Annotated in this window: 23 protein-coding genes; 12 read left to right on the plus strand and 11 right to left on the minus strand. The window is 63.0% G+C overall.

Going from position 1 to position 25710, the window contains the following annotated elements; translation table 11 throughout:
• Nucleotides 1-35: 35 nt before the first annotated feature.
• From ilvN to mrcB, 5 genes are all read right to left on the minus strand, one after another.
• Nucleotides 36-527: an acetolactate synthase small subunit gene (gene ilvN / locus ACIPZF_RS10050; protein ID WP_003250040.1), complete on the minus strand. Its 492-nt coding sequence runs from the start codon at nt 525-527 to the stop codon at nt 36-38.
• Nucleotide 528: 1 nt separating this feature from the next.
• Entirely contained in the window at nt 529-2253 is a 1725-nt protein-coding gene (locus ACIPZF_RS10055; RefSeq protein WP_400798401.1) for an acetolactate synthase 3 large subunit, read from the minus strand.
• Nucleotides 2254-2661: 408 nt separating this feature from the next.
• Nucleotides 2662-2994, minus strand: coding sequence for a YqcC family protein (locus ACIPZF_RS10060; RefSeq protein WP_400798404.1), 333 nt, complete (start codon nt 2992-2994; stop codon nt 2662-2664).
• On the minus strand, nt 2994-3782 hold the full coding sequence (locus ACIPZF_RS10065) for a tetratricopeptide repeat protein (protein ID WP_400798407.1): 789 nt from the start codon (nt 3780-3782) through the stop codon (nt 2994-2996). The genes ACIPZF_RS10060 and ACIPZF_RS10065 overlap by 1 nt, the downstream gene beginning before the upstream one ends.
• A 15-nt stretch (nt 3783-3797) precedes the next feature.
• The gene (mrcB, locus tag ACIPZF_RS10070) at nt 3798-6119 is read right to left on the minus strand and encodes a penicillin-binding protein 1B (RefSeq protein WP_400798410.1); all 2322 of its coding nucleotides are present in this window, start codon (nt 6117-6119) and stop codon (nt 3798-3800) included.
• A 117-nt stretch (nt 6120-6236) separates the two neighbouring features.
• Here mrcB and ACIPZF_RS10075 point away from each other — a divergent pair, with 117 nt between their 5' ends.
• Together ACIPZF_RS10075 and ACIPZF_RS10080 are read left to right on the plus strand one after the other, a co-directional pair.
• Complete coding sequence (locus tag ACIPZF_RS10075; RefSeq protein WP_400798413.1) at nt 6237-7799, plus strand: AAA family ATPase; 1563 nt, start codon at nt 6237-6239, stop codon at nt 7797-7799.
• 177 nt (nt 7800-7976) lie between these two features.
• Nucleotides 7977-8255 carry a TfoX/Sxy family protein gene (locus ACIPZF_RS10080; RefSeq protein ID WP_400798416.1) on the plus strand — a complete coding sequence of 93 codons (279 nt, stop codon included), beginning with the start codon at nt 7977-7979 and terminating at the stop codon, nt 8253-8255.
• Nucleotides 8256-8614: 359 nt separating this feature from the next.
• On the opposite strand, the gene ACIPZF_RS10085 is transcribed toward ACIPZF_RS10080, so the two are convergent.
• Genes ACIPZF_RS10085 through ACIPZF_RS10100 form a run of 4 tightly spaced genes read right to left on the minus strand, consistent with a single transcriptional unit; the run spans nt 8615 to nt 12194 of the window.
• Nucleotides 8615-9496 carry a ChaN family lipoprotein gene (locus ACIPZF_RS10085; protein WP_400798419.1) on the minus strand — a complete coding sequence of 294 codons (882 nt, stop codon included), beginning with the start codon at nt 9494-9496 and terminating at the stop codon, nt 8615-8617.
• A gap of 12 nt (nt 9497-9508) precedes the next feature.
• Nucleotides 9509-10276 carry a heme ABC transporter ATP-binding protein gene (locus ACIPZF_RS10090; protein ID WP_400798422.1) on the minus strand — a complete coding sequence of 256 codons (768 nt, stop codon included), beginning with the start codon at nt 10274-10276 and terminating at the stop codon, nt 9509-9511.
• Complete coding sequence (locus ACIPZF_RS10095) at nt 10276-11259, minus strand: FecCD family ABC transporter permease (protein ID WP_400798917.1); 984 nt, start codon at nt 11257-11259, stop codon at nt 10276-10278. Before ACIPZF_RS10095 ends, ACIPZF_RS10090 begins: the two co-directional genes overlap by 1 nt.
• 50 nt (nt 11260-11309) lie before the next feature.
• The gene (locus ACIPZF_RS10100) at nt 11310-12194 is read right to left on the minus strand and encodes a hemin ABC transporter substrate-binding protein (RefSeq protein ID WP_400798425.1); all 885 of its coding nucleotides are present in this window, start codon (nt 12192-12194) and stop codon (nt 11310-11312) included.
• Between the two features lie 148 nt (nt 12195-12342).
• On the opposite strand from ACIPZF_RS10100, the gene ACIPZF_RS10105 reads away from it, so the two are divergent.
• Nucleotides 12343-12660: a Rieske (2Fe-2S) protein gene (locus ACIPZF_RS10105; protein WP_400798428.1), complete on the plus strand. Its 318-nt coding sequence runs from the start codon at nt 12343-12345 to the stop codon at nt 12658-12660.
• Here the strand turns inward: ACIPZF_RS10105 and sfsA are convergent.
• Nucleotides 12650-13360, minus strand: a complete 711-nt coding sequence (gene sfsA, locus ACIPZF_RS10110; protein ID WP_400798431.1) for a DNA/RNA nuclease SfsA — start codon at nt 13358-13360, stop codon at nt 12650-12652. The genes ACIPZF_RS10105 and sfsA overlap by 11 nt on opposite strands.
• 3 nt (nt 13361-13363) lie before the next feature.
• Nucleotides 13364-14536 carry a pyridoxal phosphate-dependent aminotransferase gene (locus tag ACIPZF_RS10115; protein WP_400798434.1) on the minus strand — a complete coding sequence of 391 codons (1173 nt, stop codon included), beginning with the start codon at nt 14534-14536 and terminating at the stop codon, nt 13364-13366.
• A 211-nt stretch (nt 14537-14747) separates the two neighbouring features.
• Between ACIPZF_RS10115 and dksA the strand changes: the two genes are divergently transcribed.
• The 9 genes from dksA (at nt 14748) to panC (ending at nt 25668) form a co-directional block, all read left to right on the plus strand.
• Complete coding sequence (dksA, locus tag ACIPZF_RS10120) at nt 14748-15194, plus strand: RNA polymerase-binding protein DksA (protein WP_054892595.1); 447 nt, start codon at nt 14748-14750, stop codon at nt 15192-15194.
• A gap of 65 nt (nt 15195-15259) precedes the next feature.
• A complete protein-coding gene (gluQRS, locus tag ACIPZF_RS10125) occupies nt 15260-16147 on the plus strand; it encodes a tRNA glutamyl-Q(34) synthetase GluQRS (RefSeq protein ID WP_400798437.1) in 888 nt (295 codons plus the stop codon).
• A 208-nt stretch (nt 16148-16355) separates the two neighbouring features.
• Nucleotides 16356-16532 carry a hypothetical protein gene (locus ACIPZF_RS10130; protein WP_003250005.1) on the plus strand — a complete coding sequence of 59 codons (177 nt, stop codon included), beginning with the start codon at nt 16356-16358 and terminating at the stop codon, nt 16530-16532.
• On the plus strand, nt 16516-19491 hold the full coding sequence (locus ACIPZF_RS10135; protein WP_400798440.1) for a sensor histidine kinase: 2976 nt from the start codon (nt 16516-16518) through the stop codon (nt 19489-19491). The genes ACIPZF_RS10130 and ACIPZF_RS10135 overlap by 17 nt, the downstream gene beginning before the upstream one ends.
• A 4-nt stretch (nt 19492-19495) precedes the next feature.
• Entirely contained in the window at nt 19496-20938 is a 1443-nt protein-coding gene (locus ACIPZF_RS10140) for a sigma-54-dependent transcriptional regulator (protein ID WP_400798442.1), read from the plus strand.
• A 958-nt stretch (nt 20939-21896) separates the two neighbouring features.
• Nucleotides 21897-23285 carry a polynucleotide adenylyltransferase PcnB gene (locus ACIPZF_RS10145; RefSeq protein ID WP_400798445.1) on the plus strand — a complete coding sequence of 463 codons (1389 nt, stop codon included), beginning with the start codon at nt 21897-21899 and terminating at the stop codon, nt 23283-23285.
• Complete coding sequence (folK, locus tag ACIPZF_RS10150; RefSeq protein ID WP_400798448.1) at nt 23282-23761, plus strand: 2-amino-4-hydroxy-6-hydroxymethyldihydropteridine diphosphokinase; 480 nt, start codon at nt 23282-23284, stop codon at nt 23759-23761. The genes ACIPZF_RS10145 and folK overlap by 4 nt, the downstream gene beginning before the upstream one ends.
• A gap of 246 nt (nt 23762-24007) precedes the next feature.
• Nucleotides 24008-24808 (plus strand): 3-methyl-2-oxobutanoate hydroxymethyltransferase, encoded by an 801-nt coding sequence (gene panB / locus ACIPZF_RS10155; protein WP_400798451.1) that lies wholly within the window; start codon nt 24008-24010, stop codon nt 24806-24808.
• Nucleotides 24805-25668, plus strand: a complete 864-nt coding sequence (gene panC, locus ACIPZF_RS10160) for a pantoate--beta-alanine ligase (RefSeq protein WP_400798454.1) — start codon at nt 24805-24807, stop codon at nt 25666-25668. Before panB ends, panC begins: the two co-directional genes overlap by 4 nt.
• The last annotated feature ends 42 nt before the right edge of the window (nt 25669-25710 follow it).

Consider the following 25710-nt stretch of genomic DNA (forward strand, 5'->3'; position numbering starts at 1 on the left):
CTCGGCCCCTGCGGAGCCATCGCTAATTTTTGAATTTAGATGCTGAGCACTTTGTCGCCACGGGCAATGCCGGTGACGCCACTGCGCACGGTTTCGAGAATCGATGCAGTGCCGATGGCCTGGATGAAGCTGTCCAGTTTGTCGCTGGTACCGCTCAGTTGTACGGTGTACACGCTGGCGGTCACGTCGACGATCTGGCCACGGAAGATATCCGTGGTGCGCTTGATCTCGGCACGCTGGGCACCGGTGGCCTTGACCTTGACCAGCATCAGTTCACGCTCGATGTGAGCGCTTTCCGACAGGTCGACAAGCTTGACCACTTCGACCAGCTTGTTGAGGTTCTTGGTGATCTGTTCGATCACTTCGTCATGGCCAACGGTGGTCAGCGTCAGACGCGACAGGGTCGGGTCTTCGGTCGGCGCCACGGTCAGGCTTTCAATGTTGTAGTTGCGCTGGGAGAACAGGCCGACCACGCGGGACAGAGCACCGGGTTCGTTTTCCAGCAGCAGGGAAATGATGTGCCGCATATCAGGTACGCTCCGTCTTGCTCAGCCACATGTCACGCATCGAGCCATCCTTGATCTGCATCGGATAGACGTGCTCGGTACGGTCGACCGCGATGTCGATGAACACCAGGCGGTCCTTCATCGCAAACGCTTCTTCCAGCTTCGGCTTGAGGTCCTTCAGGCTGGTGATGCGGATACCCACATGGCCATAGGCCTCGGCCAGCTTGACGAAGTCAGGCAGCGACTCGACGTAGGAATGCGAGTGACGACCGTTGTAGGCCATGTCCTGCCACTGGCGGACCATGCCCAACACGCCGTTGTTCATGTTGACGATCTTCACCGGCAGGCCGTACTGCATGCAGGTGGACAGCTCCTGGATATTCATCTGGATGCTGCCTTCGCCGGTGACGCAGGCCACGTCCTGATCAGGGAAGTTGAGCTTGATGCCCATGGCCGCCGGGAAACCGAAGCCCATGGTGCCCAGGCCACCGGAGTTGATCCAGCGGTTCGGCTTGTTGAAGCGGTAGTACTGCGCCGCGAACATCTGGTGCTGACCGACGTCGGAGGTAACGAAGGCATCGCCATGAGTCACTTCGCAGAGGGTCTCGATCACGGTCTGCGGCTTGATGACGCTACCGTCGCCCTTGTTGTAGGGGAACAGGTCGCCATTGCCACGCCATTCGTCGATCTGCTTCCACCAGGCTTCGGCCGCGGCCTTGTCTGGCTGCTCACCGATTTCCTTGAGGATGCCGAGCATTTCGCTGAGCACGCTGTCGACTGGGCCTACGATCGGCACGTCGGCCTTGATCATCTTGGAGATCGACGCCGGGTCGATGTCGATGTGGATGATCTTGGCGTTCGGGCAGAACTTGGCCGGGCCGTTGACCACGCGGTCATCGAAACGCGCACCGACGGCGAAGATCACGTCGGCATTGTGCATGGCCATGTTGGCGGTGTAGCTGCCGTGCATGCCGAGCATGCCGACGAACTGGCGGTCGGTACCCGGGAAGCAACCAAGGCCCATCAGGGTATTGGTGACCGGCAGGTTCAGCGACTTGGCGATTTCGGTGAGGGCTTCGGAGCCGCCGCCGAGAATCACGCCGCCACCGGCATAGACGATCGGGCGCTTGGCCGCCAGGAGCATCTCGGCTGCCTTGCGGATCTGGCCGGAGTGGCCACGGACCGCGGGGCTGTAGGAGCGCAGCTTGACCTTCTTCGGGTAGACGTACTCGAATTTCTCGGCCGGATTGGTCATATCTTTTGGAATGTCGACCACGACCGGGCCTGGGCGACCGGATTGCGCCAGGTAGAAAGCTTTCTTGAGTACTTCAGGAATCTCGGTCGGATTCTTGATCATGAAGCTGTGCTTCACGATCGGCCGCGAGATACCGATCATGTCGGTTTCCTGGAAGGCATCGGTACCCACCATGGTGCTAGGCACCTGGCCGGACAGGATGACCATCGGAATCGAGTCCATGTAGGCGGTGGCAATACCGGTGATGGCATTGGTCGCGCCCGGGCCGGAGGTTACCAGCACCACACCGGCCTTGCCGGTGGCGCGGGCGTAGCCGTCCGCCATATGGGTTGCGGCCTGTTCGTGACGAACCAGGATGTGCTCGACTTCCGGTTCTTTGAACAGGGCGTCGTAAACATGCAGGAGAGCACCACCAGGGTACCCGTAGATGTGCTTAACGCCTTCGTCGCGCAAGAAGCGGACGACCATCTCAGCGCCAGATAAAAGCTCCACGTTGTTCACCTCTAAAACGCCAGAATACCGTCCCTAATGAACGGGTCTTAATAGGTTTACTGCCAAGCAGAGCATGAGCGAACGTCAGCACTGACTGAGCAAGTATTGGGAGCGCCCCAGAGTGTTGCGGGGTTATCCCACCCAGCGCGAGGTAACGCGTTGCGGGGTGTAACAGGTCGGCGCGGGTGTGCGCCTCATGATCTGCTTAGCGGGTCTGCTTCTGGCAGTCCCTCTACAGCGGAATCTGGATTCTTGTGATTTGGCGGCAACAAGTCAAGAAAAATTATTGCCAATTTTTCCTCAAGATGAATTCCTGCCACCACTAAAAACCTAGTCAGCAGCAGAATTAATACGTTTTCCATAAAAAAGGGCCACAATCTGCGGCCCTTGATGAAAAAAGAGAAGAAATCAGGCGGAAGGAGCGATCAATTGATCAAATGCTGCCAGCAGTCGGCGCAGCTCGCGACTTTGCTCCGGCCGGTCGACGAACACGGTTTCGGCCATCACCAGAACGCCAGAGGCGTTAGGTAGCGGATGGCCCAGCTCGATGATGATCTTCATGCGAGGCAGGAAAATCCACTGCAGCCACTGCTCGAAACTCATGGTATCGACGGCAAATGGCACGGTGCTGTTCAGCGCTTCGTCGCTTGGCGGCTCGTCCTGCCACCAGCCCTGCACGTGCAGTTCTTGCTCGATGAGCAGCAGGTGGTCGGCGATATCCAGGATACGTTGCTCGATCATCACGAATTGACCCGCGCCTTTTGCCGAGCCAGCGCCGCGCCCGCGCTATCGCCCTGCTTTTCGCGCGCCTGGGCGATGGTGTTCCACAGCTCCGCTTGCAGGTCGGGGCGGCCGTTGGCGTAGGTCAGGGCGCGGCGCGCCAGCTGTTCGGCCTGTGCGGCATCACCTTGCGACAGACGGACCTGGGCCAGGCGGAACAGCACTTGCGGCTCGCGCGGAGCGATCCGCTGGGCGCGCTCCAGGCTGGAAGCGGCGCCATTGAAGTCGCCACTGCCCTGTTGCGACTGCGCGGTGGTCAGCAGCGCCAGCACCGGGCCGTCAAGTTGTTCGTCCGCCGACAGGCCGCCGGATGCCGCACCGCTGCGCGGAATGCCGGTGGGAGCGCTGTTCGCGGCGGGTGCGCTGTTCATCGAAGCGATGTCGAAGGGTTCGTCGGCGATCGGGTTGGGATTGGTCGTCATCGGTGCCGAGGTCACTGGCCCAGTAGTGATCGGCGTGCTGCTGATTGGCGCCGCGCCGCTACCCGCTGGGAAGGTCTGGATGCCTGCTGCGCCCGCACCTTGCGGAATCATCACGGTCACACCGGAGTCCTCGGGCAGCGACTGCGCCTGCGAAGTGCCGTTGCTCATGCCGGCCGCCGAACGGCTGGCGGTCACGCGCTCGCTGTTGGAAACGCGGGTGCTCGAATCGACCACCGGGATGTTGCCACGCTGAACGCTGGAGCAACCCTGGAGCACCACCAGTGCCGTCACGGCAGGAAACAACCACTTATTCACTTCACACCTCATCAATGCTGCCAGGGCTTAATTCATCCAGCCTTTGACCCAGTCCATGACCGATTCTGCCGGATTTTGCTCACCACCACAGGTTGCGCCGGCGGGCGGTTCGCTCCCGCGAATATACGGCATCTGCACCGCACCCGGACAGCTTCCGTCGGAACCTTGCCCGCTGTACGGGTCGATCCAGGCTTGCACCACGTTGTCCGGCTGCGGCATGTCCAGCGGCAGCGGGTCGGCCTTCTTCATGAAGCTGGTCCACACCTGCAGGGCGCCGGTAGCACCGGTGAACGGGGTCTTGCCGTTGTCGTCACGGCCCATCCACACCACCGCCAGCAGGTCCTGGCTGAAGCCTGAGAACCAGCTGTCACGCGAGTCGTTACTGGTGCCCGTCTTGCCCGCCAGGGTCAGCGAGCTGGGCAGTACGTTGTACACCGAACGGCCGGTACCTTCGCGCATCACACGCTGCATGGCGTTCTGCACCAGGTAGATGGAGCCCGGGTCGAAAGTCTGCTGGATCTGGAACGGGTAGCGCTTGAGCGGCTCGCCTTCGGCAGTGAGCACACTGCGGATACCGCGCATCGGCGTATTGAAGCCGCCGTTGGCGATGGTCTGGTACATGGTCGCGACCTGCATCGGCGACATGCCACCGGCACCCAGCAGCATCGCCGGGAAGGCAGGCCAGTCGACGTTCACACCGAGCCGCCCGATGGTCTTGATCACATTGGGCACGCCCACTTCCAGCCCCAGCTTGGCGGTCGACAGGTTGTAGGAATTCGCCAGGCCCTGGTACAGATAAATCGTGCCATGCGGGCGGCGGTCGTAGTTCTGCGGGCGCCACACTTGGCCGTTGGCACCTTTGACGGAGAAGGGTTCGTCTTGCACCCAACTGGTCAGGGTGTACTTGCTCGGCTGCTCCAGCGCGGTCAGGTAGACGGCCGGTTTGACCAGCGAACCGATTGGCCGCACGGCGTCGATGGCACGGTTGAAGCCAGCGAAACCGGACTGACGACTGCCGATCAGCGCTTGCACCTCGCCGGTTTCCGGGTTGGTCACGACCATGGCCGATTCGACGGCATCGGAACCTTTGCGCCCAGCCAGACGCTTGAACGTCTCGTTCATGGACGTCTCGGCCTTCATCTGCAGGATCGGGTCGAAGCTGGTGAAGATGCGCAGGCCTTCTTCGGTCAAGTCTTCATCGCGATAGTCCTGGCGCAGCTGACGCTTGACCAGGTCGAGGAAGGCCGGGAACGAGCTGTCGGCCAGGCTGCCACGCTTGGTCACGCCCAGCGGCATCTTCTTCGCCGCATCGACCGCTTCCTGGCTCGCCACGCCCTGTTCGGCCACCAGATCCAGGACCAGGTTACGCCGCGCCAGTGCACGCTCGGGATAGCGTCGCGGGTTGTAGTAGGACGGTCCCTTGACCATACCCACCAGCAAGGCGATCTGATGCAGCTTGAGCTCCGCCAGCGGCTGGCTGAAGAAGAACTGGCTGGCCAGGCCGAAGCCATGCACCGCGCGCTGCCCATCCTGGCCGACGAACACCTCGTTGAGGTAGGCCTCGAGGATTTCGCGCTTGTCGTAGTGCATTTCCAGCAGCACGGCCATCATCGCTTCGGTCGCCTTGCGGCTCAGGCTGCGCTCGCTGGTCAGGTAGAAGTTCTTCACCAACTGCTGGGTCAAGGTACTGCCGCCCTGGCGCATGGAACCGGCCGAGGTATTGACCCACATCGCACGGGCGATGGACTTGGGTGACACGCCGAAGTGGCTGTAGAAGTCGCGGTCTTCCGTGGCCACCAGGGTTTCGAGCAGGTACGGCGGCACCTGGTCGATCTTGATCAGGATGCGGTCTTCGAGGTTCTTCGGGTAGATACCGCCGATCATCAGCGGCTCGAGGCGCACCACATCGAGCTTGCCATTGTTGGCACCCGACAGCCCCGCAACGTAGTCGCCCGAGAAGCGCACACGCACGAACTGCGCAGGCTCCATGCCCTCGTAGAACTGGAAGCCGCGGGTGTTCAGGTCGACGGTATTGCCGTTGACGGCTGCAGCGCCCGGGCCATTGGCCGCGCTTTCACGCCGGTAGCCGAGCGCGTCGAGTTCGGTGAGGAAGTCGTTCTTGCTCAGTTTCTGGCCGACGAACAGCTCCAGTGGCCGGGCGTACACCTTGGCCGGGATGGTCCAGCGCTTGCCGGAGAACTTCTCCTGGACGATGGCATCGAGGTAAACCGCGAAGCCGGCGACGATCACCAAACCGACCAGGCTGAGCTTCAAGGCCCAGCCCAGCCAGGCGCGCGAGCGGCCGGTCGGGCGTTTCTGAGGGGTACGGGAATTTCGGGTTCGAGTCATGGCGGCGGATTATACGCACTTTATAAAGGCTGGGCAGGCGCCCTCTGGCGGTAGGCAGGGGCGGCACCATTGACCATAATGGCGCCTTCGAATTCCCTGCCCCCGGAAGGATTTCCCGTGAGCCAAGCCTTGATCACAGCATTGCAGAACCCTGCCCTCTACCCTCACCCCGTGGACGGGTTCCAGCTCATCGAGACACACATCTCCTGGGTTCTGCTGACCGGCGAGTACGCCTACAAGATCAAGAAGCCGATGAATTTCGGCTTCCTCGACTTCACTGGCCTGGACCAGCGCCAGCATTTCTGTAACGAAGAGTTGCGCCTGAACCAGCGCCTGACCGAAGGCCTGTACCTGGACGTGTTGCCGATCACCGGCAGCGCCGAGGCCCCGCAGATTGGCGGTGAAGGCGTGGCGATCGAGTACGCGCTGAAAATGCGCCAGTTTCCCCAGGGGCAAATGCTCAACACCCTGCAGGCCAATGGCGAACTGAACGCCGGCCACATCGATCAGCTGGCCAGGCAGATCGCCGAGTTCCACCTGCAGACCCCGGTAGTGCCTGCCGATCAGCCGTTCGGCTCACCCGAAAGCGTCATGGCGCCGGTCGAGCAGAACTTCGAGCAGATTCGCCCGTTCCTCACCGACAAGGCCGACCTGCAGCAGCTGGACAACCTGCAGGCATGGGCGCGCAGCAGCTTCGAGCGCCTCGAAGGCCTGTTCACCGCGCGCAAGGCCAATGGTTTCATTCGCGAATGCCATGGCGACATTCATCTGGGTAATGCCACGGTGATCGATGGCCAGGTGGTGATCTTCGACTGCATCGAATTCAACGAACCGTTCCGCAAGACCGACGTCTGGGCCGACACCGGCTTCCTCGCCATGGACCTCGAAGACCGCGGCCTCAAGTGCCTGGCACGTCGCTTCGTCAGCCAGTACCTGGAGCTGACCGGCGACTACGAGGGCCTGGAAGTGCTCAACTTCTACAAGGCCTACCGCGCGCTGGTCCGTGCCAAGATCGCCCTGTTCAGCATGCCCGCCGATGCCGACGGCGTGCAGCGCGCCACCAGCCTGCGCACCTACCGCAACTACGCCAATCTGGCCGAAAGCTACAGCGCGATCCCTTCGCGCCTGCTGGCCGTCACCCAGGGCGTCTCGGCCGTGGGCAAGAGCCACGTGGCCATGCGCCTGGTCGAAGCACTGGGCGCCATTCGCGTACGCTCGGACGTGGAGCGCAAGCGCCTGTTCGGTGAGCAGCAGCAAGCCCAGGCAGGCCAGTTGCAAGCCGGCATCTACAACGAAGACGCCAGCGTCGCCACCTACCAGCGCCTGCACCAGCTGGCCGCGACCATCCTGCGCGCAGGCTTCTCAGTGGTGCTCGATGCCACTTACCTCAAACGCGAACAGCGCAAGGCCGCGGCGCAGGTCGCCAGCGAGACCGGCGTGCCGTTCCTGATCCTCGATTGCCAGGCCCCTGAAGCGGTAATCGCCAGCTGGCTGGAGCAGCGTCAGGCAGAAAATACCGACCCGTCGGACGCTACCCTGGAAGTGGTGAAGGCACAGCAGGCCAGCCGTGAGCCGCTCGATGAGATGGAGCTGCAGCAGAGCACGCGTGTCGATACCCAGGACGCCGCCAGCATGGACAAAGTGATCGATCAGATCCGTCAGCGCCTGCCGGGCCTGTAAACCGCTGCCAGTTTGGGCCGACACTTGGTCGGCCCAAACGGCTGCGCCCTCCGCAAACAGGGCATCTCGTCGCCCCCGATGGCAAAAGGCCGCGCATTTCCCAACCCCCGCTACACTCCTCTCTGACCTGCTCGCGATTTATCCCCAAGACCCGTTCAGCCATCGCAAGGAGGCTCGATGAACGATGAATTGCAGCATCTGAAGAATCTTGGCAAGACCTCTGCGCAGTGGTTGCATGCGGCCGGTATTCACAGTGCATCGGATTTGCGGCGGCTCGGCGCTGTAGGTGCTTACCAGGCCGTGAAAACGCGAGGATTCCGGGCATCGAAGGTGTTGCTGTACGCCATTGAAGGCGCGCTGCTGGACATGCACTGGAACGATTTGCCGGCCGAGCGCAAAGAAGCGCTCAATCAACAACTGGACGCGAAATGCCCAGCGCAAAAAAATATGAAATAAATCTGCATAGGGGATTGACGACGAAATGAGAATCGTTATGATTATCACAACTGGTCGCGAGACTGGTTGGATAAACTGAAAGCCCCTGGTTCGGACTCTCAGATTATCTCCTCATCAGGCTAATCACGGTTATTGACCCGGCATTTTTGCCGGGTCTTTTTTTTGCTTGTCGCAAAATCTTCAGCGCCCTTGAGATCGAGCGCCGCCCGCGCGGCGCATCGCGGATAAATCCGCTCCTACATCGGTTGCAACGTGCCATGGCCTGACAGGATGTAGGAGCGGATTCATCCGCGATGCGCCGCGCAGGCGGCGCTCGATCTCATGAGCGAAGAAACCGTCGTGGCAAGCACCTGCTCACTTCACCTGCGCAACTGTGCGCAATAATCCTGCTCCGGTGTCGCCGCCGTGTACCACACGTAGTCGGCCATACTCGGCCCAACCTGCTCACCCACCTCAGCCAGTACCAACACCTTGCTCTGCCCTTTCGCGCCCAGGTCAGCCAGATGCAATGGCACGCCCAAATCCTTGCGTGCGTGGTATGCGCCAGCAAACAACAACGCCGGCTGAGGCGCCGCCAACAACCGCTCGGCAATCCGCCGATCACGCTGTTGCTGCACAGCCAGCATGGCCGGCAGCTGGCTCTCAGGCAGCAGATTGCAATGACCGGCCCGTACCTGTTCGAGCAGTGCCGCCTTCACCGCCGGCGCATTGGATTGCGCCCCCGACAAGGGTGTCGGCTGCCGATAGGCCTGGCGCATTTCGCTCAACGACAGATTGGCCGCCAGCAGTGGAATGTGGGTAGCCAATGCTTCGCGCACAATCGGCCCATACAGCTGCCAGTCCCAGCCCTCTTGCCACGCCAGAGCCTTGGGCAGATCCTCCGGCAGCTGGGCCTGGGCCTGGAGCGCGTCGACCTGAGGTTGCTGCTCAGGCTGCAGCATCTCCAGCAACAGACTTCCCTGGGGGCGCTCGGCCTGCAGGGCGCGCATCAACCAGAGTTGCAGGGCGTGATGGTCGGGATTGTCATGTTTTTCACCCACCAGCACGCGCGGTACGCCGGCCAATTGCCGGACCAACTGTTCGGGGCTGATGACTTGGCCGCTGGCCAGATCGTGGATTTGCCCCAGCTGCTCGCTGTCGCGCCCCTCACTACTCTGCCAGGCTGGCAACGGCGGCAAGTTGGCCTGACAGCCAGCCAGTACCAGGCACAACACGAGACCAGACAGCAAGGGAGCCCGCATCGACAATGCCTCCTAACGCGTGATGATCAGCGGATGGCCACGCTCCGGGTGAGCCTGAACCAGCACATCAATGCCAAAAACGGCCTTCAATGCCTCGGGCGTCAGCACCTGCTGAGGTGAGGCCAGGGCATGGCAGCGGCCCTGTTCGAGTAACAGGATACGATCACAGTAGCGCGCCGCCAGGTTGAGGTCATGCAGGATCACCAACACTGCCGCGCCGCGATCGGCAAAGCTGCGCACAGCCTGCAGGGTGGTGTGCTGGTGCAGCGGGTCGAGCATCGACGTAGGCTCGTCGAGCAGCAGGGTCGTGCCCTCCTCGCCCGGCCATAGCTGGGCCAGCACCCGCGCCAGGTGAACCCGTTGCCGCTCACCGCCCGAAAGCGCTAGGTAACTGCGCCCCAGCAGGTGCCAGGCATCCGCTGCACGCAGGGCCTGCTCGACGATCTCAGCGTCACGCACCTGGCCGCTGTCGTGCGGCATACGCCCCATGCCCACCACCTCCTCGACCCGGAACGAAAAGCCCAGGCTGGATATCTGCGGCAGCACCGCCAGGCGCCTGGCCCGCTCCGGTCCGGCCCAGTCGGCCAACGGCCGGTCCCGCAGCGTCACCCGACCCTGGCTGGGCGCCAGCTCGCCACACAGCACGCCCAGCAGGCTGCTCTTGCCCGCTCCGTTCGGGCCTAGCACACCGATGACCTGGCCAGGGTGCAACTGCAGGTGGATGTCATGCAGCACCTCATTGCTCCCGCGCCGCAGGTGCAGGCCCTCGACTTGCAACATCAGCTGCGCCCTCGAATCAGCAAAACCAGAAAGAACGGAGCGCCGATAAAGGCCGTGACAATGCCGATCGGCAACTCGGCAGGCGCCAGCGCCAACCGCGCCACCAGGTCGGCGAGCAGCATCAGCACGCCGCCGGCCAGCAGCGATGCCGGCAACACCACTCGATGATCCGGCCCGGCCAGCAAGCGCACCAGGTGCGGCACCACCAGGCCGATGAAGCCGATCAGCCCTGCGGCCGCTACTGCGGCACCCACACCCAACGCCGTGCAGAACACCAGTTCGCGCTTGAGCCGCTCCACTTCGATACCCAGATGCCGCGCCTCGGATTCGCCCAGCAGCAAGGCATTCAGCGCTCGCGCGCGGCGGGGCAGCCAGAGCGCTACTCCCGTGGCAATGATCAGCAAAGGCCACAGCCGGTCATAGCTGGCACCGTTGAGGCTGCCCAGGTTCCAGAACGTAAGCGTGCGCAAGGTGGCGTCATCAGCCAGATAGGAAAACAGGCCCACCGCAGCGCCGCCCAACGCCGTCATCGCCACGCCAGCCAGCAACATCGTGGCGACATTGGTCTGCCCGTCGCGACGCCCCAGGCGATAGACCAGCGCGGTCACCCCAAGCCCACCGACGAAGGCACACAATGACAACAGATAAGGCGCCAATGCCTCAGGCATCCCGCCAAACCAACTGCCACCCACGATGGCCACGGCGGCACCCATCGCCGCCCCGGCGGACACACCCACCAGGCCCGGATCGGCCAGCGGGTTGCGAAACAGCCCCTGCATGGCCACGCCCGACAGCGCCAGTACCGCGCCAACCGCCAACCCCAGCAACGTGCGCGGCAAGCGAATCTGGCCGAGGATCATTTCAGCTTGCTGCAAGTCATCACCGGCAATGGGCACCCCCACTAGCCGTAACCCCGCGCGCAAGGTATCGAACAGCGGCAGGCTGACAGGCCCCAGGGCCAATGAAAGCCATACCGCCAACAGGCACAGCAAGCTCAGACAGATGATCAGTGTTCGTGGCTGGACGCGCTGCTTCATTGCGTGAGGCTTACCTTGGCCGCCGGATAGAATGCTGCCGCCAGGCCCTGCAGGGCGACTGGCAAGCGTGGGCCCAGACCGCCGACCAGCAAGGTCGGGTCAAGCGATACCAGGCGCTTGTCACGTACCGCACGGGAAGCGGTCAGGGCCGGGTTTTCCTTGAGCAATGCCTGCAAGGCCTGGTCACCGACCAGGGCGCGATCGGAGAACACCACTACATCCGGATCCAGCGCCGCCAGCGCCTCATTGGAGAAATTCTTGTAGCCCTGGTGCTCAGCCAGGTTACGCGCCCCGGCTTGACGCAGCAGCCAGTCACCCGCAGTGCCCTGGCCGGCGATCAGCGGCTTCGCCCCCGCATGGCCGACCAACAGCAACACCCCGGGCGCCTTGTGGCTGGCCTGGGCTTGCTTGACCTGAGCCTGCAGTGCTTCGAGTTGCTGATGATAGGCCGCAGCCAGCTCTGCAGCCTTTTGCTCGCTACCCAGCAGCGTACCCAACTGCTTGAGGTTGGCATCGACGGCAGCCAGCTCAGCCTTGCTGGAGAACAGCTCGACCCGAACGCCTGCTTTGCGAATCTGCGCCAGCACCGGTGGCGGGCCCATTTCTTCAGTGCCCACCAGCACATCAGGACGCAGGCTGAGAATGCCTTCTGCCGACAATTGCCGCTGATAGCCGATGCTTGGCAGAGCCTTCAGCGACTCGGGGTGCTGGCTGGTGGTGTCGACCCCCACCAGGCGTGTTTCACCACCCAGCGCGCTGATCCACTCGCTCAACGCGCCGCCAGCGCTGACCCAGCGTTGCGGCAGGTCGGCGGCCAGGGCCTGGGTGGAAGCAACGAGGGCTGCGCACAGAGCGAGCAAGGCAGCAGGACGACGCATCATCGGTTTCCTTCTGAAGGCGAGCCGTACGCCTTGTGGCGAACGGCGGAACTGCGCACCATAGAAGGCCGGCGCAGCGAATGCGGGCAATTTGATAATTATTCGCATTGAAGCGTCAAGCCATCACTTTGTTTCACGAGTCGTCCCTGCAATGCACTTCCTTTGTACTTCCGCAGCACTGGCCGAGGGCCACAGCCGCGCCTTCAGCGTAGCCGGCCTCGAATTGTTCGGCGTACGTCGCCACGGCGTGGTGCACCTGTACCGCAACCGCTGTCCGCACCGGGGCATCCCGTTGAACTGGCAGGCGGACGCGTTTCTCGACGACAGCGCCAGCCTGATCCACTGTGCCCATCACGGCGCCCTGTTCCTCATCGAAAGCGGCGAATGCGTGGCCGGCCCCTGCGAAGGAGACATGTTGCAGGCCCTGGCCTGCCTGGAAGACAGCCAGGGCATCTGGCTCAAGGATTGAGCAGTACCGGTAACGGGCGGTCGACGACGATCTGCTCGGCATCCAGGCGCGTCCCGTAGGCAAGCACTTCCACCCCATCCGCCACCGCAGCACGCAGGGCATTGGCATAAGCCACGTCGATTTCTTCTGCCGGGCGCACGGCTTCGATACCGGTCAAGTTCACGCAGTACAGCTGCACCGCACGAATACCTTGCCGAGCCAAGGCTGCCAGCTCGCGCAGGTGTTTCGCACCGCGCTGGGTTACCGCGTCCGGGAAAGCCGCCACGGCCGTACCCGGGTAACCCAACGTGACGCTCTTGACCTCGACATAGGCAGGCCTGTCGGCGAATTCCAGGCGGAAGTCCACACGACTGCCCTCTTCGCCGTAGGCCACCTCGCGCTTGAGTGCAGTGAAGCCTGCCAGTTCACCAATCACCCCGGCGCGCAGCGCCTCTTCGATCAGCGCATTGGCCCGGCCTGTATTGATACACGCCAGCCGCCCCTGCGGCGTCTCACTGATTTCCCAGGTGCCCGGCAGTTTGCGTTTCGGGTCGTTGGAGCGGCTGAACCAGACCTGCCCGCCCTCGCGCATGCAGTTGAGCATGGAGCCCGTGTTGGGGCAGTGGATGGTCAGTTGCTCGCCGTTGGCCAGTTCGATATCTGCCAGGAAGCGTTTGTAGCGGCGCAGCAGGCGCCCCTGTTCGAGTAAAGGAAAGAACATCGACTACCCCTGCCAGGTCCGCAGGCCACGGGCAATGCGTTGGACCGCCTCCTCCAGGCGCGGCAGGCTCTGGGTGTAAGCAAAACGTACATGATGGCCGGCCAGGTGGCGGCCGAAGTCCAGGCCCGGCGTGAATGCCAGGTGCTCGGTTTCCAGGAAGTGCCGGCAGAAGGCGAAGGCATCACCGCCAAAGGTACTGATGTCTGCATAAAGATAGAACGCGCCCTGAGGTTCCACCGCTATGCGGAAGCCCAAATCGCGCAATGCGGGCAGCAGGTAATCGCGGCGACGTGCGAACTCGGCGCGGCGCGCTTCGAAAATCGCCAGGGTGTCGGGTTGAAAGCAAGCCAGCGCAGCGTGCTGGGCCATGCTTGGTGCGCTGATGTAGAGGTTCTGCGCCAGCTTTTCCAGGTCAGCGACGGCATCAGGCGGGGCGACCAGCCAGCCCAGGCGCCAGCCAGTCATGCCGAAATACTTGGAAAAACTATTCAGGACGAACGCGGAGTCGTCCACTTCCAGGACACTGGGTGCATCCATGCCGTAGGTCAGGCCGTGGTAGATCTCATCGACCACCAGGTGGCCGTTGCGCGCGCGGGTGGCTTTGGACAGGCTGGCCAGTTCATCGCGATCGAGCACCGTGCCAGTCGGGTTGGCCGGCGAGGCGACCAACGCACCGACGGTGTCCTGGTCCCAGTGACGGTCGATGAGCTCGGCGGTCAGTTGGTAATTCACCTCGGGCCCCACCGGCACCAACTGCGCGCCGCCCTCCACCAGGCGCAGGAAGTGGCGATTGCACGGGTAACCTGGGTCCGCCAGCAGCCAGTGCTTGCCCGGGTCCACCAACAGGCTGCTGGCCAGCAGCAGGGCTCCAGAGCCGCCAGGGGTGATCAGGATGCGTTCAGGGTCGACCGCCACGCCGTATCGCTGGTCGTAGAAGCCCGCGATCGCCTGGCGCAGCGCCGGCAGGCCGCGTGCGGCGGTGTAACGGGTATGCCCGGCAGCCAGCGCGGCCTGGCCAGCCTCGACGATCGGTGCCGCGGTGGTGAAGTCCGGCTCACCGATTTCAAGGTGGATCACATCGTGCCCGGCCGCCTGCAGCTCGTTGGCCCGCGCCAGCAACGCCATGACGTGGAAGGGTTCGATGGCGCGGCTGCGCGCACTGTAGGACTGAGCCATGGGCCTTCTCTCAATTGGGTCTAAACTGGTGATTCTACCGCTGCAGCCGACCGAACGTGTGGCCCGGGCCGCTGTCAATACGGAGGATTGGACGGGCTAGCGCACCCCCGATCTATCTGGTAAGTTCGGCGGCTCGCAGTCGCAGGGCCGGCGGTCGCCGGAGATGGAGCATCCTGCGCATTGGATCAGATGAGTGAGAGGCGGTCTATTCATGTCCACCGTAGAAAAGCAAAAAACCAACCAGACCATGTACGGTGTAGAGCCCTATAAAGAGACCAAGGGCGAAGAGTACATGGGTGAGCCCATGCGCAAGCATTTCACCAAACTTCTGGGCGCCTGGAAGCTTGAGCTGATGACGAGCGTGGATCAGACCGTGACGCATATGAAGGACGAAGCGGCCAACTTCCCCGACCCGGCCGACCGTGCCAGCCAGGAAGAGGAATTCGCCCTGGAACTGCGCAACCGCGATCGCGAGCGCAAGCTGATCAAGAAGATCGACAAGACCCTGCAGAAGATCCAGGACGAAGAGTACGGCTGGTGCGACTCCTGTGGCATCGAAATCGGCCTGCGTCGCCTTGAGGCGCGTCCGACTGCGGACCTGTGCTTCGACTGCAAGGAAATCGCGGAGAAAAAGGAAAAGACCGTCGGCAAAGGCTGAGTCTTCTTCCTATCCGAACGGGGCGCATCAGGCGCCCCGTTTCATTTTCAGACGTACCCACAGCCATGAACGACTCGCGCTACATCGGACGCTTCGCCCCTACCCCCAGCGGTTTTCTGCACTTCGGCTCGCTGGTCGCCGCCCTCGCCTCCTGGCTCGATGCTCGCGCGGTCGATGGCCGCTGGCTGCTGCGCATGGAAGACACCGACCCGCCCCGGGAAATGCCCGGTGCGCGCGATGCGATCCTGCAGACCCTGGAGCGCTACGGGCTGGAATGGGATGGCGAGGTGGTGTTTCAAAGCCAGCGCCACGACGCCTACGCCGCGGTGGTAGACCGCCTGTTCAGCATGGGCCTGGCCTACGCCTGCACCTGTTCGCGCAAACAGCTGGAAGGCTACAACGGCATCTATCCGGGCTTTTGCCGAAACGCCGGGCACGCCCGTGAAGGCGCGGCTATCCGCCTGCGAGTGCCGGAACTGATCTACCGCTTCAATGATCGAGTTCAAGGTACATTCGAACAGCACCTGGGCCGCGAAGTGGGCGATTTCGTGATTCAGCGCCGTGACGGGCTTTATGCCTACCAATTGGCGGTGGTTCTGGACGACGCCTGGCAGGGTGTAACCGACATCGTGCGCGGCGCCGACCTGCTCGACAACACGCCACGCCAGTTGTACCTGCAGGAGCTGCTGGGCTTCTCCCAGCCGCGGTACCTGCACATACCCCTGATCGTTCAGCCCGATGGGCACAAGCTGGGCAAGTCATACCGTTCGCCGCCGCTTGCAGCGGATCAGGCAACGCCCCTGCTGTTGCGCGCCTTGCGGGCGTTGGGCCAGGAAGCCGACCCGGCGTTGATGGCTGCCACACCCGCTGAAGTCCTCGCGGTAGCGCGGCAGCAGTGGCGGCCTGAGGCGATTGCGCAGCGCACGACGGTGCCAGAGGCTGATCTTCGCTGAAACCTTCGCGGCTGAAGCCGCTCCCACTGCGGTACCGGTAGGAGCGGCTTCAGCCGCGATGAGGCCAGCACAGGCAACACTCCTCTCAAAATCAAAAGCCCAATATTTTCAAACCCTTGGCTAACCCCACCGATTCCCGCTAGCATCGCCCCAGTCATTTGCGCCAATAATAAGTCCAAGCCCGCAGCGCCCAACCATCGAGGCCAGCATGTACATCTATCGTTTGGTCCTGCTTCTGGTCGTGGGGATCTACCTGTTCTCCCCGGCCATCATGGACTGGTGGATCGAACCGACCGGAGCCTGGTACCGCCCTTACCTGCTCTGGCTGATCCTGATCGTCGTCACCTTCATCCTGCAGAGCCAACGAGATGCCGATGAGCTTTAGCCTGACCCAGATGATCCTGATCAGCGCCGGGTACCTGATGGTGCTGTTCGGTGTGGCCTGGATCAGCGAGCGTGGGCTGATCCCACGTTCGATCATTCGCCACCCGCTGACCTACACCCTGTCGCTCGGCGTCTATGCCAGCGCCTGGGCCTTCTATGGCTCGGTGGGCCTGGCCTATCAATACGGCTACGGCTTCCTTGCCTGTTACCTGGGGGTGTCCGGTGCCTTTCTGCTGGCGCCGGTGCTGCTCTACCCGATCCTCAAGATCACCCGTACCTACCAGCTGTCGTCGCTGGCCGACCTGCTTGCCTTCCGCTTTCGCAGCACCTGGGCCGGCGCGCTGACCACCATCATCATGCTGATCGGCGTGCTGCCCCTGCTGGCCCTGCAGATTCAAGCGGTGGCCGACTCGATCAGCATTCTCACCGGCGAGCCGGTCAAGGCCCGGGTGGCGTTCGCCTTCTGCGCACTGATCATCCTGTTCACCATCTTTTTCGGCTCACGCCATATCGCCACCCGCGAGAAGCATGAAGGCCTGGTGTTCGCCATCGCCTTCGAGTCGGTGATCAAGCTGCTGGCCCTCGGAGGCGTCGGGCTTTATGCCTTGTATGGCGTATTCGGCGGCCCGCATGAGCTGGAAGTGTGGCTGCTGCAGAACCAGACCGCCCTGGCGGCATTGCACACCCCGCTGCAGGAAGGCCCATGGCGCACCCTGCTGCTGGTGTTCTTCGCCTCGGCCATCGTCATGCCGCACATGTACCACATGGCCTTCACCGAAAACCTCAACCCGCGCTCACTGGTCAGCGCCAGCTGGGGCCTGCCGCTGTTCCTGCTGCTGATGAGCCTGGCCGTGCCGCTGGTGCTGTGGGCCGGGCTGCGCCTGGGCGCCAGCACCAACCCCGAGTACTTCACCCTGGGCCTTGGCATCGCTGCCGACAACAAAGCGCTGGCGCTGCTGGCCTACGTCGGTGGCCTGGCGTCCGCCAGCGGGCTGATCATCGTCACCACCCTGGCGCTGTCGGGCATGGCCCTCAACCACCTGGTGCTGCCGCTGTACCAGCCGCCGGCCGAGGGCAACATCTACCGCTGGTTGAAGTGGACCCGCCGGGCGCTGATCGTCGCGATCATCACTGCCGGTTTCATGTTCTACCTGACCCAGAACAACCACCAGAGCCTGGCCAACCTGGGCATCGTCGCCTTCGTCGCCACCTTGCAGTTCCTGCCCGGCGTGCTGTCGGTACTGTACTGGCCGACCGCCAACCGACGCGGCTTCATCGCCGGCCTGCTGGCCGGCACGCTGGTGTGGATGGTGACCATGCTGCTGCCGCTGCTGGGCAACCTGCAGGGCTTCTACATCCCACTGCTGGACATGATCTATGTGCTCGACGACACCAGCTGGCACATGGCAGCGATCGCCTCGCTGGCAGCCAACGTCCTGCTGTTCACGCTGATTTCGCTGTTCACCAACGCCAGCAGCGAAGAAGTCAGCGCCGCCGAGGCCTGCGCGGTGGACAACGTGCGCCGCCCGCAGCGCCGCGAACTGCATGCCGCCTCGCCGCAGGAATTCGCCACGCAACTGGCCAAGCCACTGGGCGCCAAGGCGGCGCAGAAGGAAGTGGAACAAGCGCTGCGTGATCTGTACCTGCCGTTCGACGAACGTCGCCCGTATGCCTTGCGCCGCCTGCGCGACCGCATCGAGGCCAACCTCTCGGGCCTGATGGGGCCGAGCGTGGCCCAGGACATGGTCGAGACGTTCCTGCCGTACAAATCCGGCAACGAAAACTACGTCACCGAAGACATCCACTTCATCGAAAGCCGCCTGGAAGACTACCACTCGCGCCTCACCGGCCTCGCCGCCGAGCTCGATGCCCTGCGCCGCTACCATCGCCAGACCCTGCAGGAACTGCCCATGGGCGTCTGCTCGCTGGCCAAGGATCAGGAAATCCTGATGTGGAACAAGGCCATGGAAGAACTGACCGGGATCGCCGCCAAGCACGTGGTCGGCTCCCGCCTGGTGACCATCGGCGAGCCTTGGCGCGGCCTGCTGCAGGGCTTCATCGACGTGCCCGATGAACACTTGCACAAGCAGCGCCTGGCGCTGGATGGCCAACCGCGCTGGCTCAACCTGCACAAGGCGGCCATCGACGAACCGTTGGCACCTGGCAACAGTGGCCTGGTGCTGCTGGTCGAAGACCTCACCGAAACCCAGGCCCTGGAAGACAAGCTGGTGCACTCCGAGCGCCTGGCCAGCATTGGCCGCCTGGCCGCTGGCGTGGCCCACGAGATCGGCAACCCGATCACCGGCATCGCCTGCCTGGCGCAGAACCTGCGCGAAGAACGTGAAGGCGATGGCGAGATAACCGAGCTGTCGAGCCAGATTCTCGAACAGACCAAACGGGTATCGCGCATCGTCCAGTCACTGATGAGCTTCGCCCACGCCGGCGGCAGCCACCAGAACAGCGAAGAGCCGGTGTGCCTGGCCGAAGTGGCGCAGGATGCCATCGGTCTGCTGGCGTTGAACCGGCGCAATTTCGAAGTACAGTTCTACAACCTCTGCGACCCGGACCACTGGGCCGAAGGTGACCCACAGCGCCTGGCCCAGGTGCTGATCAACCTGCTCTCCAATGCCCGCGATGCCTCACCGCCAGGCAGCGCCGTGCGTGTGCGCAGCGAGGCGAACGATCACACCGTCGACCTGATCGTCGAAGACGAGGGCAGCGGCATACCGAAAAACATCATGGACCGCCTGTTCGAACCTTTCTTCACCACCAAGGACCCGGGCGAAGGAACCGGACTGGGGCTCGCTCTGGTCTATTCCATCGTGGAAGAGCATTATGGGCAAATCACCATCGACAGCCCGGCCGACATCGAACGGCAACGTGGCACACGGATCCGCGTGACCCTGCCCCGGCATGTCGTAGCGACGTCCCCTGAAATTCGAGACCGTCGAGAGAATTGAATCAATGCCGCATATTCTGATCGTCGAAGACGAAACCATCATCCGCTCGGCCTTGCGTCGCCTGCTCGAGCGGAACCAGTACCAAGTCAGCGAAGCCGGCTCGGTCCAGGAAGCCCAGGAACGCTTCAGCATTGCCACCTTCGACCTGATCGTCAGCGACCTGCGCCTGCCCGGCGCGCCTGGCACCGAGCTGATCAAGCTCGGCCAGGGCACGCCGGTGCTGATCATGACCAGTTACGCCAGCCTGCGCTCGGCGGTCGACTCGATGAAAATGGGCGCGGTGGACTACATCGCCAAGCCGTTCGACCACGACGAGATGCTCCAGGCCGTGGCACGGATCCTGCGCGACCGGCAAAACATGCCAGCGCCGGCGCCCGTTGCCGAGCCTCGCGGCAATGGCAAGGCGGCGCCGGCCGAGAAAGCCAGCCCGGCGTCGGCCAACGGCGAAATCGGCATCATTGGTTCGTGCCCGCCGATGCAGGATATGTACAGCAAGATCCGCAAGGTCGCGCCTACTGATTCCAATGTGCTGATCCAAGGCGAATCGGGCACCGGCAAAGAGCTGGTCGCCCGCGCCCTGCACAACCTGTCACGGCGCGCCAAAGCGCCGATGATCTCGGTGAACTGCGCGGCCATTCCCGAAACCCTGATCGAATCGGAACTGTTCGGCCACGAAAAAGGCGCGTTCACCGGTGCCAGCGCAGGCCGTGCCGGCTTGGTAGAGGCTGCGGACGGCGGCACGCTGTTCCTCGACGAAATCGGCGAGCTGCCGCTCGAAGCCCAGGCCCGGCTGCTGCGGGTGCTGCAGGAAGGCGAAATTCGCCGGGTCGGTTCGGTGCAGTCGCAAAAGGTCGATGTGCGCCTGATCGCCGCGACTCACCGAGACCTGAAGAACCTGGCCAAGGCCGGGCAATTCCGCGAAGACCTTTATTACCGCCTGCACGTGATCGCCCTGAAGTTGCCTGCCTTGCGTGAACGTGGCAGCGACGTCAACGAGATCGCCAGCGCCTTCCTTGCCCGCCAGAGCGCGCGCATTGGCCGTGACGATCTGCACTTCTCGACCGAAGCGGAGCAGGCCATCCGTCACTACAGCTGGCCAGGCAACGTGCGGGAATTGGAGAACGCTGTAGAGCGTGCGGTGATTCTCAGCGAGAGCGCGGAAATTTCCGCCGACCTGCTGGGCATCGATATCGAGCTGGGCGACCTGGACGACGATGACCTGCTCGACAACGCCCTGGTTGCGGCCAGCGCCAACAGCGCCAGCCATGAGCCGACCGAAGACTTGTCGCTGGAGGATTACTTCCAGCACTTCGTGCTCGAGCATCAGGACCACATGACCGAGACCGAGCTGGCGCGCAAGCTCGGTGTCAGCCGCAAGTGCCTGTGGGAACGCCGCCAGCGCCTGGGCATTCCACGGCGCAAGAGCAACGCTACCAGCGATAACTGAGTATGCCGCGACATTGTCGTTGCCCTTGAGATCGAGCGCCGCCCGCGCGGCGCATCGCGAGCAACGCTCGCTCCTACGTTTATTTCGGGCCAGTAACGTCTGTGCCAGACCCGCGCGGCCGCCTTGTTGGTACGACGCGATATCGCGTCATGCGACAAAGCGTTCGCGCGCAAATGCCTTAGACAAAATTGGCCCGAAACAAACGTAGGAGCGAGCGTTGCTCGCGATGCGCCGCGCGGGCGGCGCTCGATCTCAGAGGCGCTGAACACCTCAAGGCGAACACCCAGGTAACACATCAGTTCCCGCAAAAATCTGTTACCCACACCGCTCAGGCGTAACAGTTGCCGAGGCGTACGGTAACGAAATCTCCACATTTGCGACCGCGCCGCCACCACTGATTCTCCGCAACCCCCCGGTTTTACTGGGTTTCGAAAAGTTGGCACGCCATCTGCTATATGCTTAGTACAAGAACAATAACAAGCACTGCAACTCAGAATAAGAACAAGACGAAACGGCTCACGCACAATAAAAACAAGACGGCGGAGGCGCAGCTAACTGATTCTTTTGGAGAGGATGCGTGTTTGGGGCTTGCCCCACGACCAGGCAGAGAACAACAAAAACTGCACTAAAAAGCAGCGCCTGAACTGGTTGGACCGAAAGGTCAGCGTGACATCAGCGGCCAAAGCAATCCGTTTGCTCTTTACCCCTGGATTGGGGGTCGTCCACAAGCTTCGAGATTTGTGGGCAGGGCACTCAACAAAAACAAGAAGCCCGGCAAAAAAACAATAAGAGCACGCAACGACTTCTTGGGGAGCTTAGGCTCCCCTTGTCGTTTCTCCCTTCCAGCAGGCGATCCTGCTACCGCCTACACCATTCCCCGAGTAAATGCTAGAATCCCCGCCCATCATGCGGCCATTCTCCTATTCTTGGCCGAACATTCCTTCACACAGTGCATCCCATGCTGAAGAAGCTGTTCCAGTCTTTCCGCCCCCCCGTAGCGGGCCAGCACCACAAGCGCACCACGCCTGAGGTGATCAACAAGAGCCAACATTCGCTGCAGCGCCACCAATTCAGCCGCCATGCGGTGAACATTGTCGAGCGCCTGCAAAGCGCGGGCTATCAGGCCTACCTGGTCGGCGGCTGTGTCCGCGACCTGATGCTGGGCATCACGCCCAAGGACTTCGACGTGGCCACCAGCGCCACGCCCGAACAGGTGCGAGCGGAGTTTCGCAATGCGCGCATCATCGGCCGCCGTTTCAAGCTGGTCCACGTGCATTTCGGCCGTGAGATCATCGAAGTCGCGACCTTCCGCGCCCCTCACTCCGACGACGATCAGGGCGACAGCCACCGTTCGTCGCACAATGCCAGTGGCCGCATCCTGCGCGACAACGTATACGGCACCCTGGAAGAAGACGCGCAACGCCGCGACTTCACCATCAATGCGCTGTACTACGACCCGGTCAGCGAGCGCATCCTCGATTACGCCAATGGCGTACACGACATCCGCAACCGCCTGCTGCGCCTGATCGGTGACCCGACCCATCGCTACCAGGAAGACCCTGTGCGCATGCTGCGTGCGGTGCGTTTTGCCGCCAAGCTCGACTTCGGCATCGAGAAGCACACCTTCCAGCCGATCCGTGGCCTGGCCCCGCTGCTGCGCGAAATCCCGCCAGCGCGCCTGTTCGAGGAATGCCTCAAGCTGTTCCTCAGCGGCCAGGGCGCCATCGCCTTCGAGATGCTGGTCGACCTGGAGCTGTTCGAGCCGCTGTTCCCCGCCAGTGCGCATGCCCTGGAAGAGCGCCCGACCTACACCCACACCCTGATCAGCCAGGCGCTGAGCAACACCGACCTGCGCGTCAAGCAGGGCAAGCCGGTGACCCCGGCCTTCCTCTTCGCCGCCCTGCTCTGGCCAGCCCTGCCAAGCCGCGTGCTGCACCTGCAGAACCAAGGCGTGCCGCCGATCCCGGCCATGAATGGCGCGGCCCACGACCTGATCGCCGAACAGTGCGCGCGCATCGCCATTCCCAAGCGTTTCACCCTGCCGATCCGCGAGATCTGGGACATGCAGGAGCGCCTGCCGCGCCGCAGCGGCAAACGCGCCGACATGCTGCTCGACAACCCGCGCTTCCGTGCTGGCTACGACTTCCTGCTGCTGCGCGAGAGCGCCGGCGAAGAGACCGACGACCTCGGCCAGTGGTGGACCGACTACCAGGACGCCAACGACAGCCAGCGACGCGAGATGATCCGCGAACTGGGCAGCCGTGATGAAGGGACCGGTGCCGGCCCGCGCAAACGCAAGCGCAGCCCCAACAAGCGCAAACGCAGCGGTGACGAGGCGTTCGAGTGACCACCCGCGCCTATATCGGCCTGGGCAGTAATCTGGATGCACCCGCCGAGCAACTGAGCAGCGCCCTGGAGGCGCTGGATCAGGTCGCCGGCACGCGCCTAGCGGCGGCTTCGGCGCTGTACACCAGTGATTCCCTGTTGCCGGGCCAACCGCGTTACACCAACGCGGTCGCCGCGCTGGACACATCGCTCGCCCCCCTGGCCCTGCTCGACGCCCTGCAAGCCATCGAGAATGACCAGGGCCGCGTGCGCAAAGAGCGCTGGGGCCCGCGCACGCTCGACCTGGATATCCTGCTGTTCGGCGACCAGGTCATCGATGTGCCGCGCCTGCAGGTACCGCATTACCACATGCATGCCCGCGCTTTCGTGCTGTATCCCCTGGCTGAGCTAGTGGCAGACGACTTCCAGCTGGCTGATGGGCGCGCCCTCGCCGAACTGCTCGCAGCCTGCCCGTTCGTCGGCCTGGAACGCCTGTAATACGGGCGTTTCGGCTCAAGGTAACGCCAGTAACACCCTGTTAGTAACAATGCGGTAACAGGTCATTGACTTCCCCCCCCTCGCTCACGACTATAGGCGTCCCGTGTGGCACCGTGCCGCACACCCGTATTTAGGCCGGACGGACCTGTGCCCGAACATCACGCGCGATGATGTGCCGCTCCGGAAGATGACTACACGCGTTGTTTGCAGTCGTTTTTCACAGCGCCTGAACGAGGATATTCCTACATGCCTGAAGTAACCCTGACCACCCTTCACGGCCTCAAGGCCAAGGGTGAAAAGATCACCATGCTGACCTGCTACGACGCGACCTTCGCCAAGGCCGCCAGCCAGGCCGGTGTCGACGTGTTGCTGGTGGGCGATTCGCTGGGCATGGTCCTGCAGGGCCATGACAGCACCCTGCCCGTCACCACCGCGGAAATGGCCTACCACACGGCCTGCGTCAAGCGCGGCAACGATGGCGCGCTGATTCTCGCCGACCTGCCGTTCATGGCCCACGCCACACCCGAGCAGGCCTTCGCCAACTGCGCCACACTGATGCAGGCCGGCGCCCACATGATCAAGCTCGAAGGCGCCGCCTGGCTGGCCGAGACCATCCGCCTGCTGGCCGAACGCGGCGTGCCGGTGTGCGCGCACATGGGCCTGACCCCGCAGACCGTCAACGTGCTCGGCGGCTATAAGGTGCAAGGGCGCCAGGAAGCGCAGGCGCGGCAGATGCGCGCCGACGCCATTGCCCTGGAGCAAGCCGGCGCGGCCATGCTGCTGCTGGAGTGCGTGCCCAGCGAACTGGCGGCCGAAATCACCCAGGCCGTCAGCATCCCGGTCATCGGTATTGGTGCAGGAAGTGCTACCGACGGCCAAGTGCTGGTGCTGCATGACATGCTGGGTCTGTCATTGAGCGGGCGAGTACCTAAGTTCGTGAAGAACTTCATGGCTGGCCAACCTGATATCCAGAGCGCCCTCGTTGCCTACGTCAAGGCAGTCAAGGACGTCACTTTCCCAGCGATTGAACACGGATTCAGCGCATGAACACCGTCAAGACCGTCCGCGAACTGCGCGCCGCCGTCGCCCGAGCGCGCAGCGAAGGCAAGCGTATCGGCTTCGTGCCGACCATGGGCAACCTGCACAGCGGCCATGCGGCACTGGTAACCAAAGCGGCCCAGCGGGCCGACTTCGTGGTTGCCAGCATCTTCGTCAACCCGTTGCAGTTCGGCGCCAACGAAGACCTCGACAAATACCCACGCACCCTTGCCGCCGACCAGGAGCGCCTGCTCGAGGCGGGTTGCAACCTGCTGTTCGCACCCACTGTCGAGGAAATGTACCCGGACGGCATGGCGGTACAGACCCGCGTCAGTGTGCCAAACCTTTCCGAAGGCCTGTGTGGCGCCAGCCGCCCGGGGCACTTCGAGGGCGTGGCGACCGTGGTCAACAAGCTGTTCAACATGGTGCAGCCGGATCTGGCGGTGTTTGGTGAAAAGGACTACCAGCAACTGGCGGTGATTCGCGCCATGGTGCGTGACCTGAACATGCCGATCCAGATCATTGGCGAGCCCACCGTGCGCGCTGAAGATGGCTTGGCGCTGTCGTCGCGCAACGGGTACCTGAGCGCCGAACAGCGTGCTACCGCGCCTGTGGTTTATCAGACCTTGAAACAGATTGGCGCAGCGATTGCTCGAGGTCGAGTCGACTTCTCGGCCCTGGTCGAGGACGGCAGACAAGCCCTGAAAGCAGCGGGCCTGCGCCCGGACTATCTGGAAGTTCGCCATGCGGTGAGTTTGCGCCCCGCAACGTTCGGCGACCGTGACTTGGTGATCCTCGTTGCCGCCTACCTCGGTAACACCCGCCTGATCGACAACCTCTACCTGCATGTGGAAGAACAGACGGCATGACAACTCGGGGGCTGCCTTGCGGCCCCCAAAATCCATTCCCCG

It is taken from the genome of Pseudomonas sp. NPDC089752 (assembly GCF_044748725.1).
Classification (GTDB): domain Bacteria; phylum Pseudomonadota; class Gammaproteobacteria; order Pseudomonadales; family Pseudomonadaceae; genus Aquipseudomonas.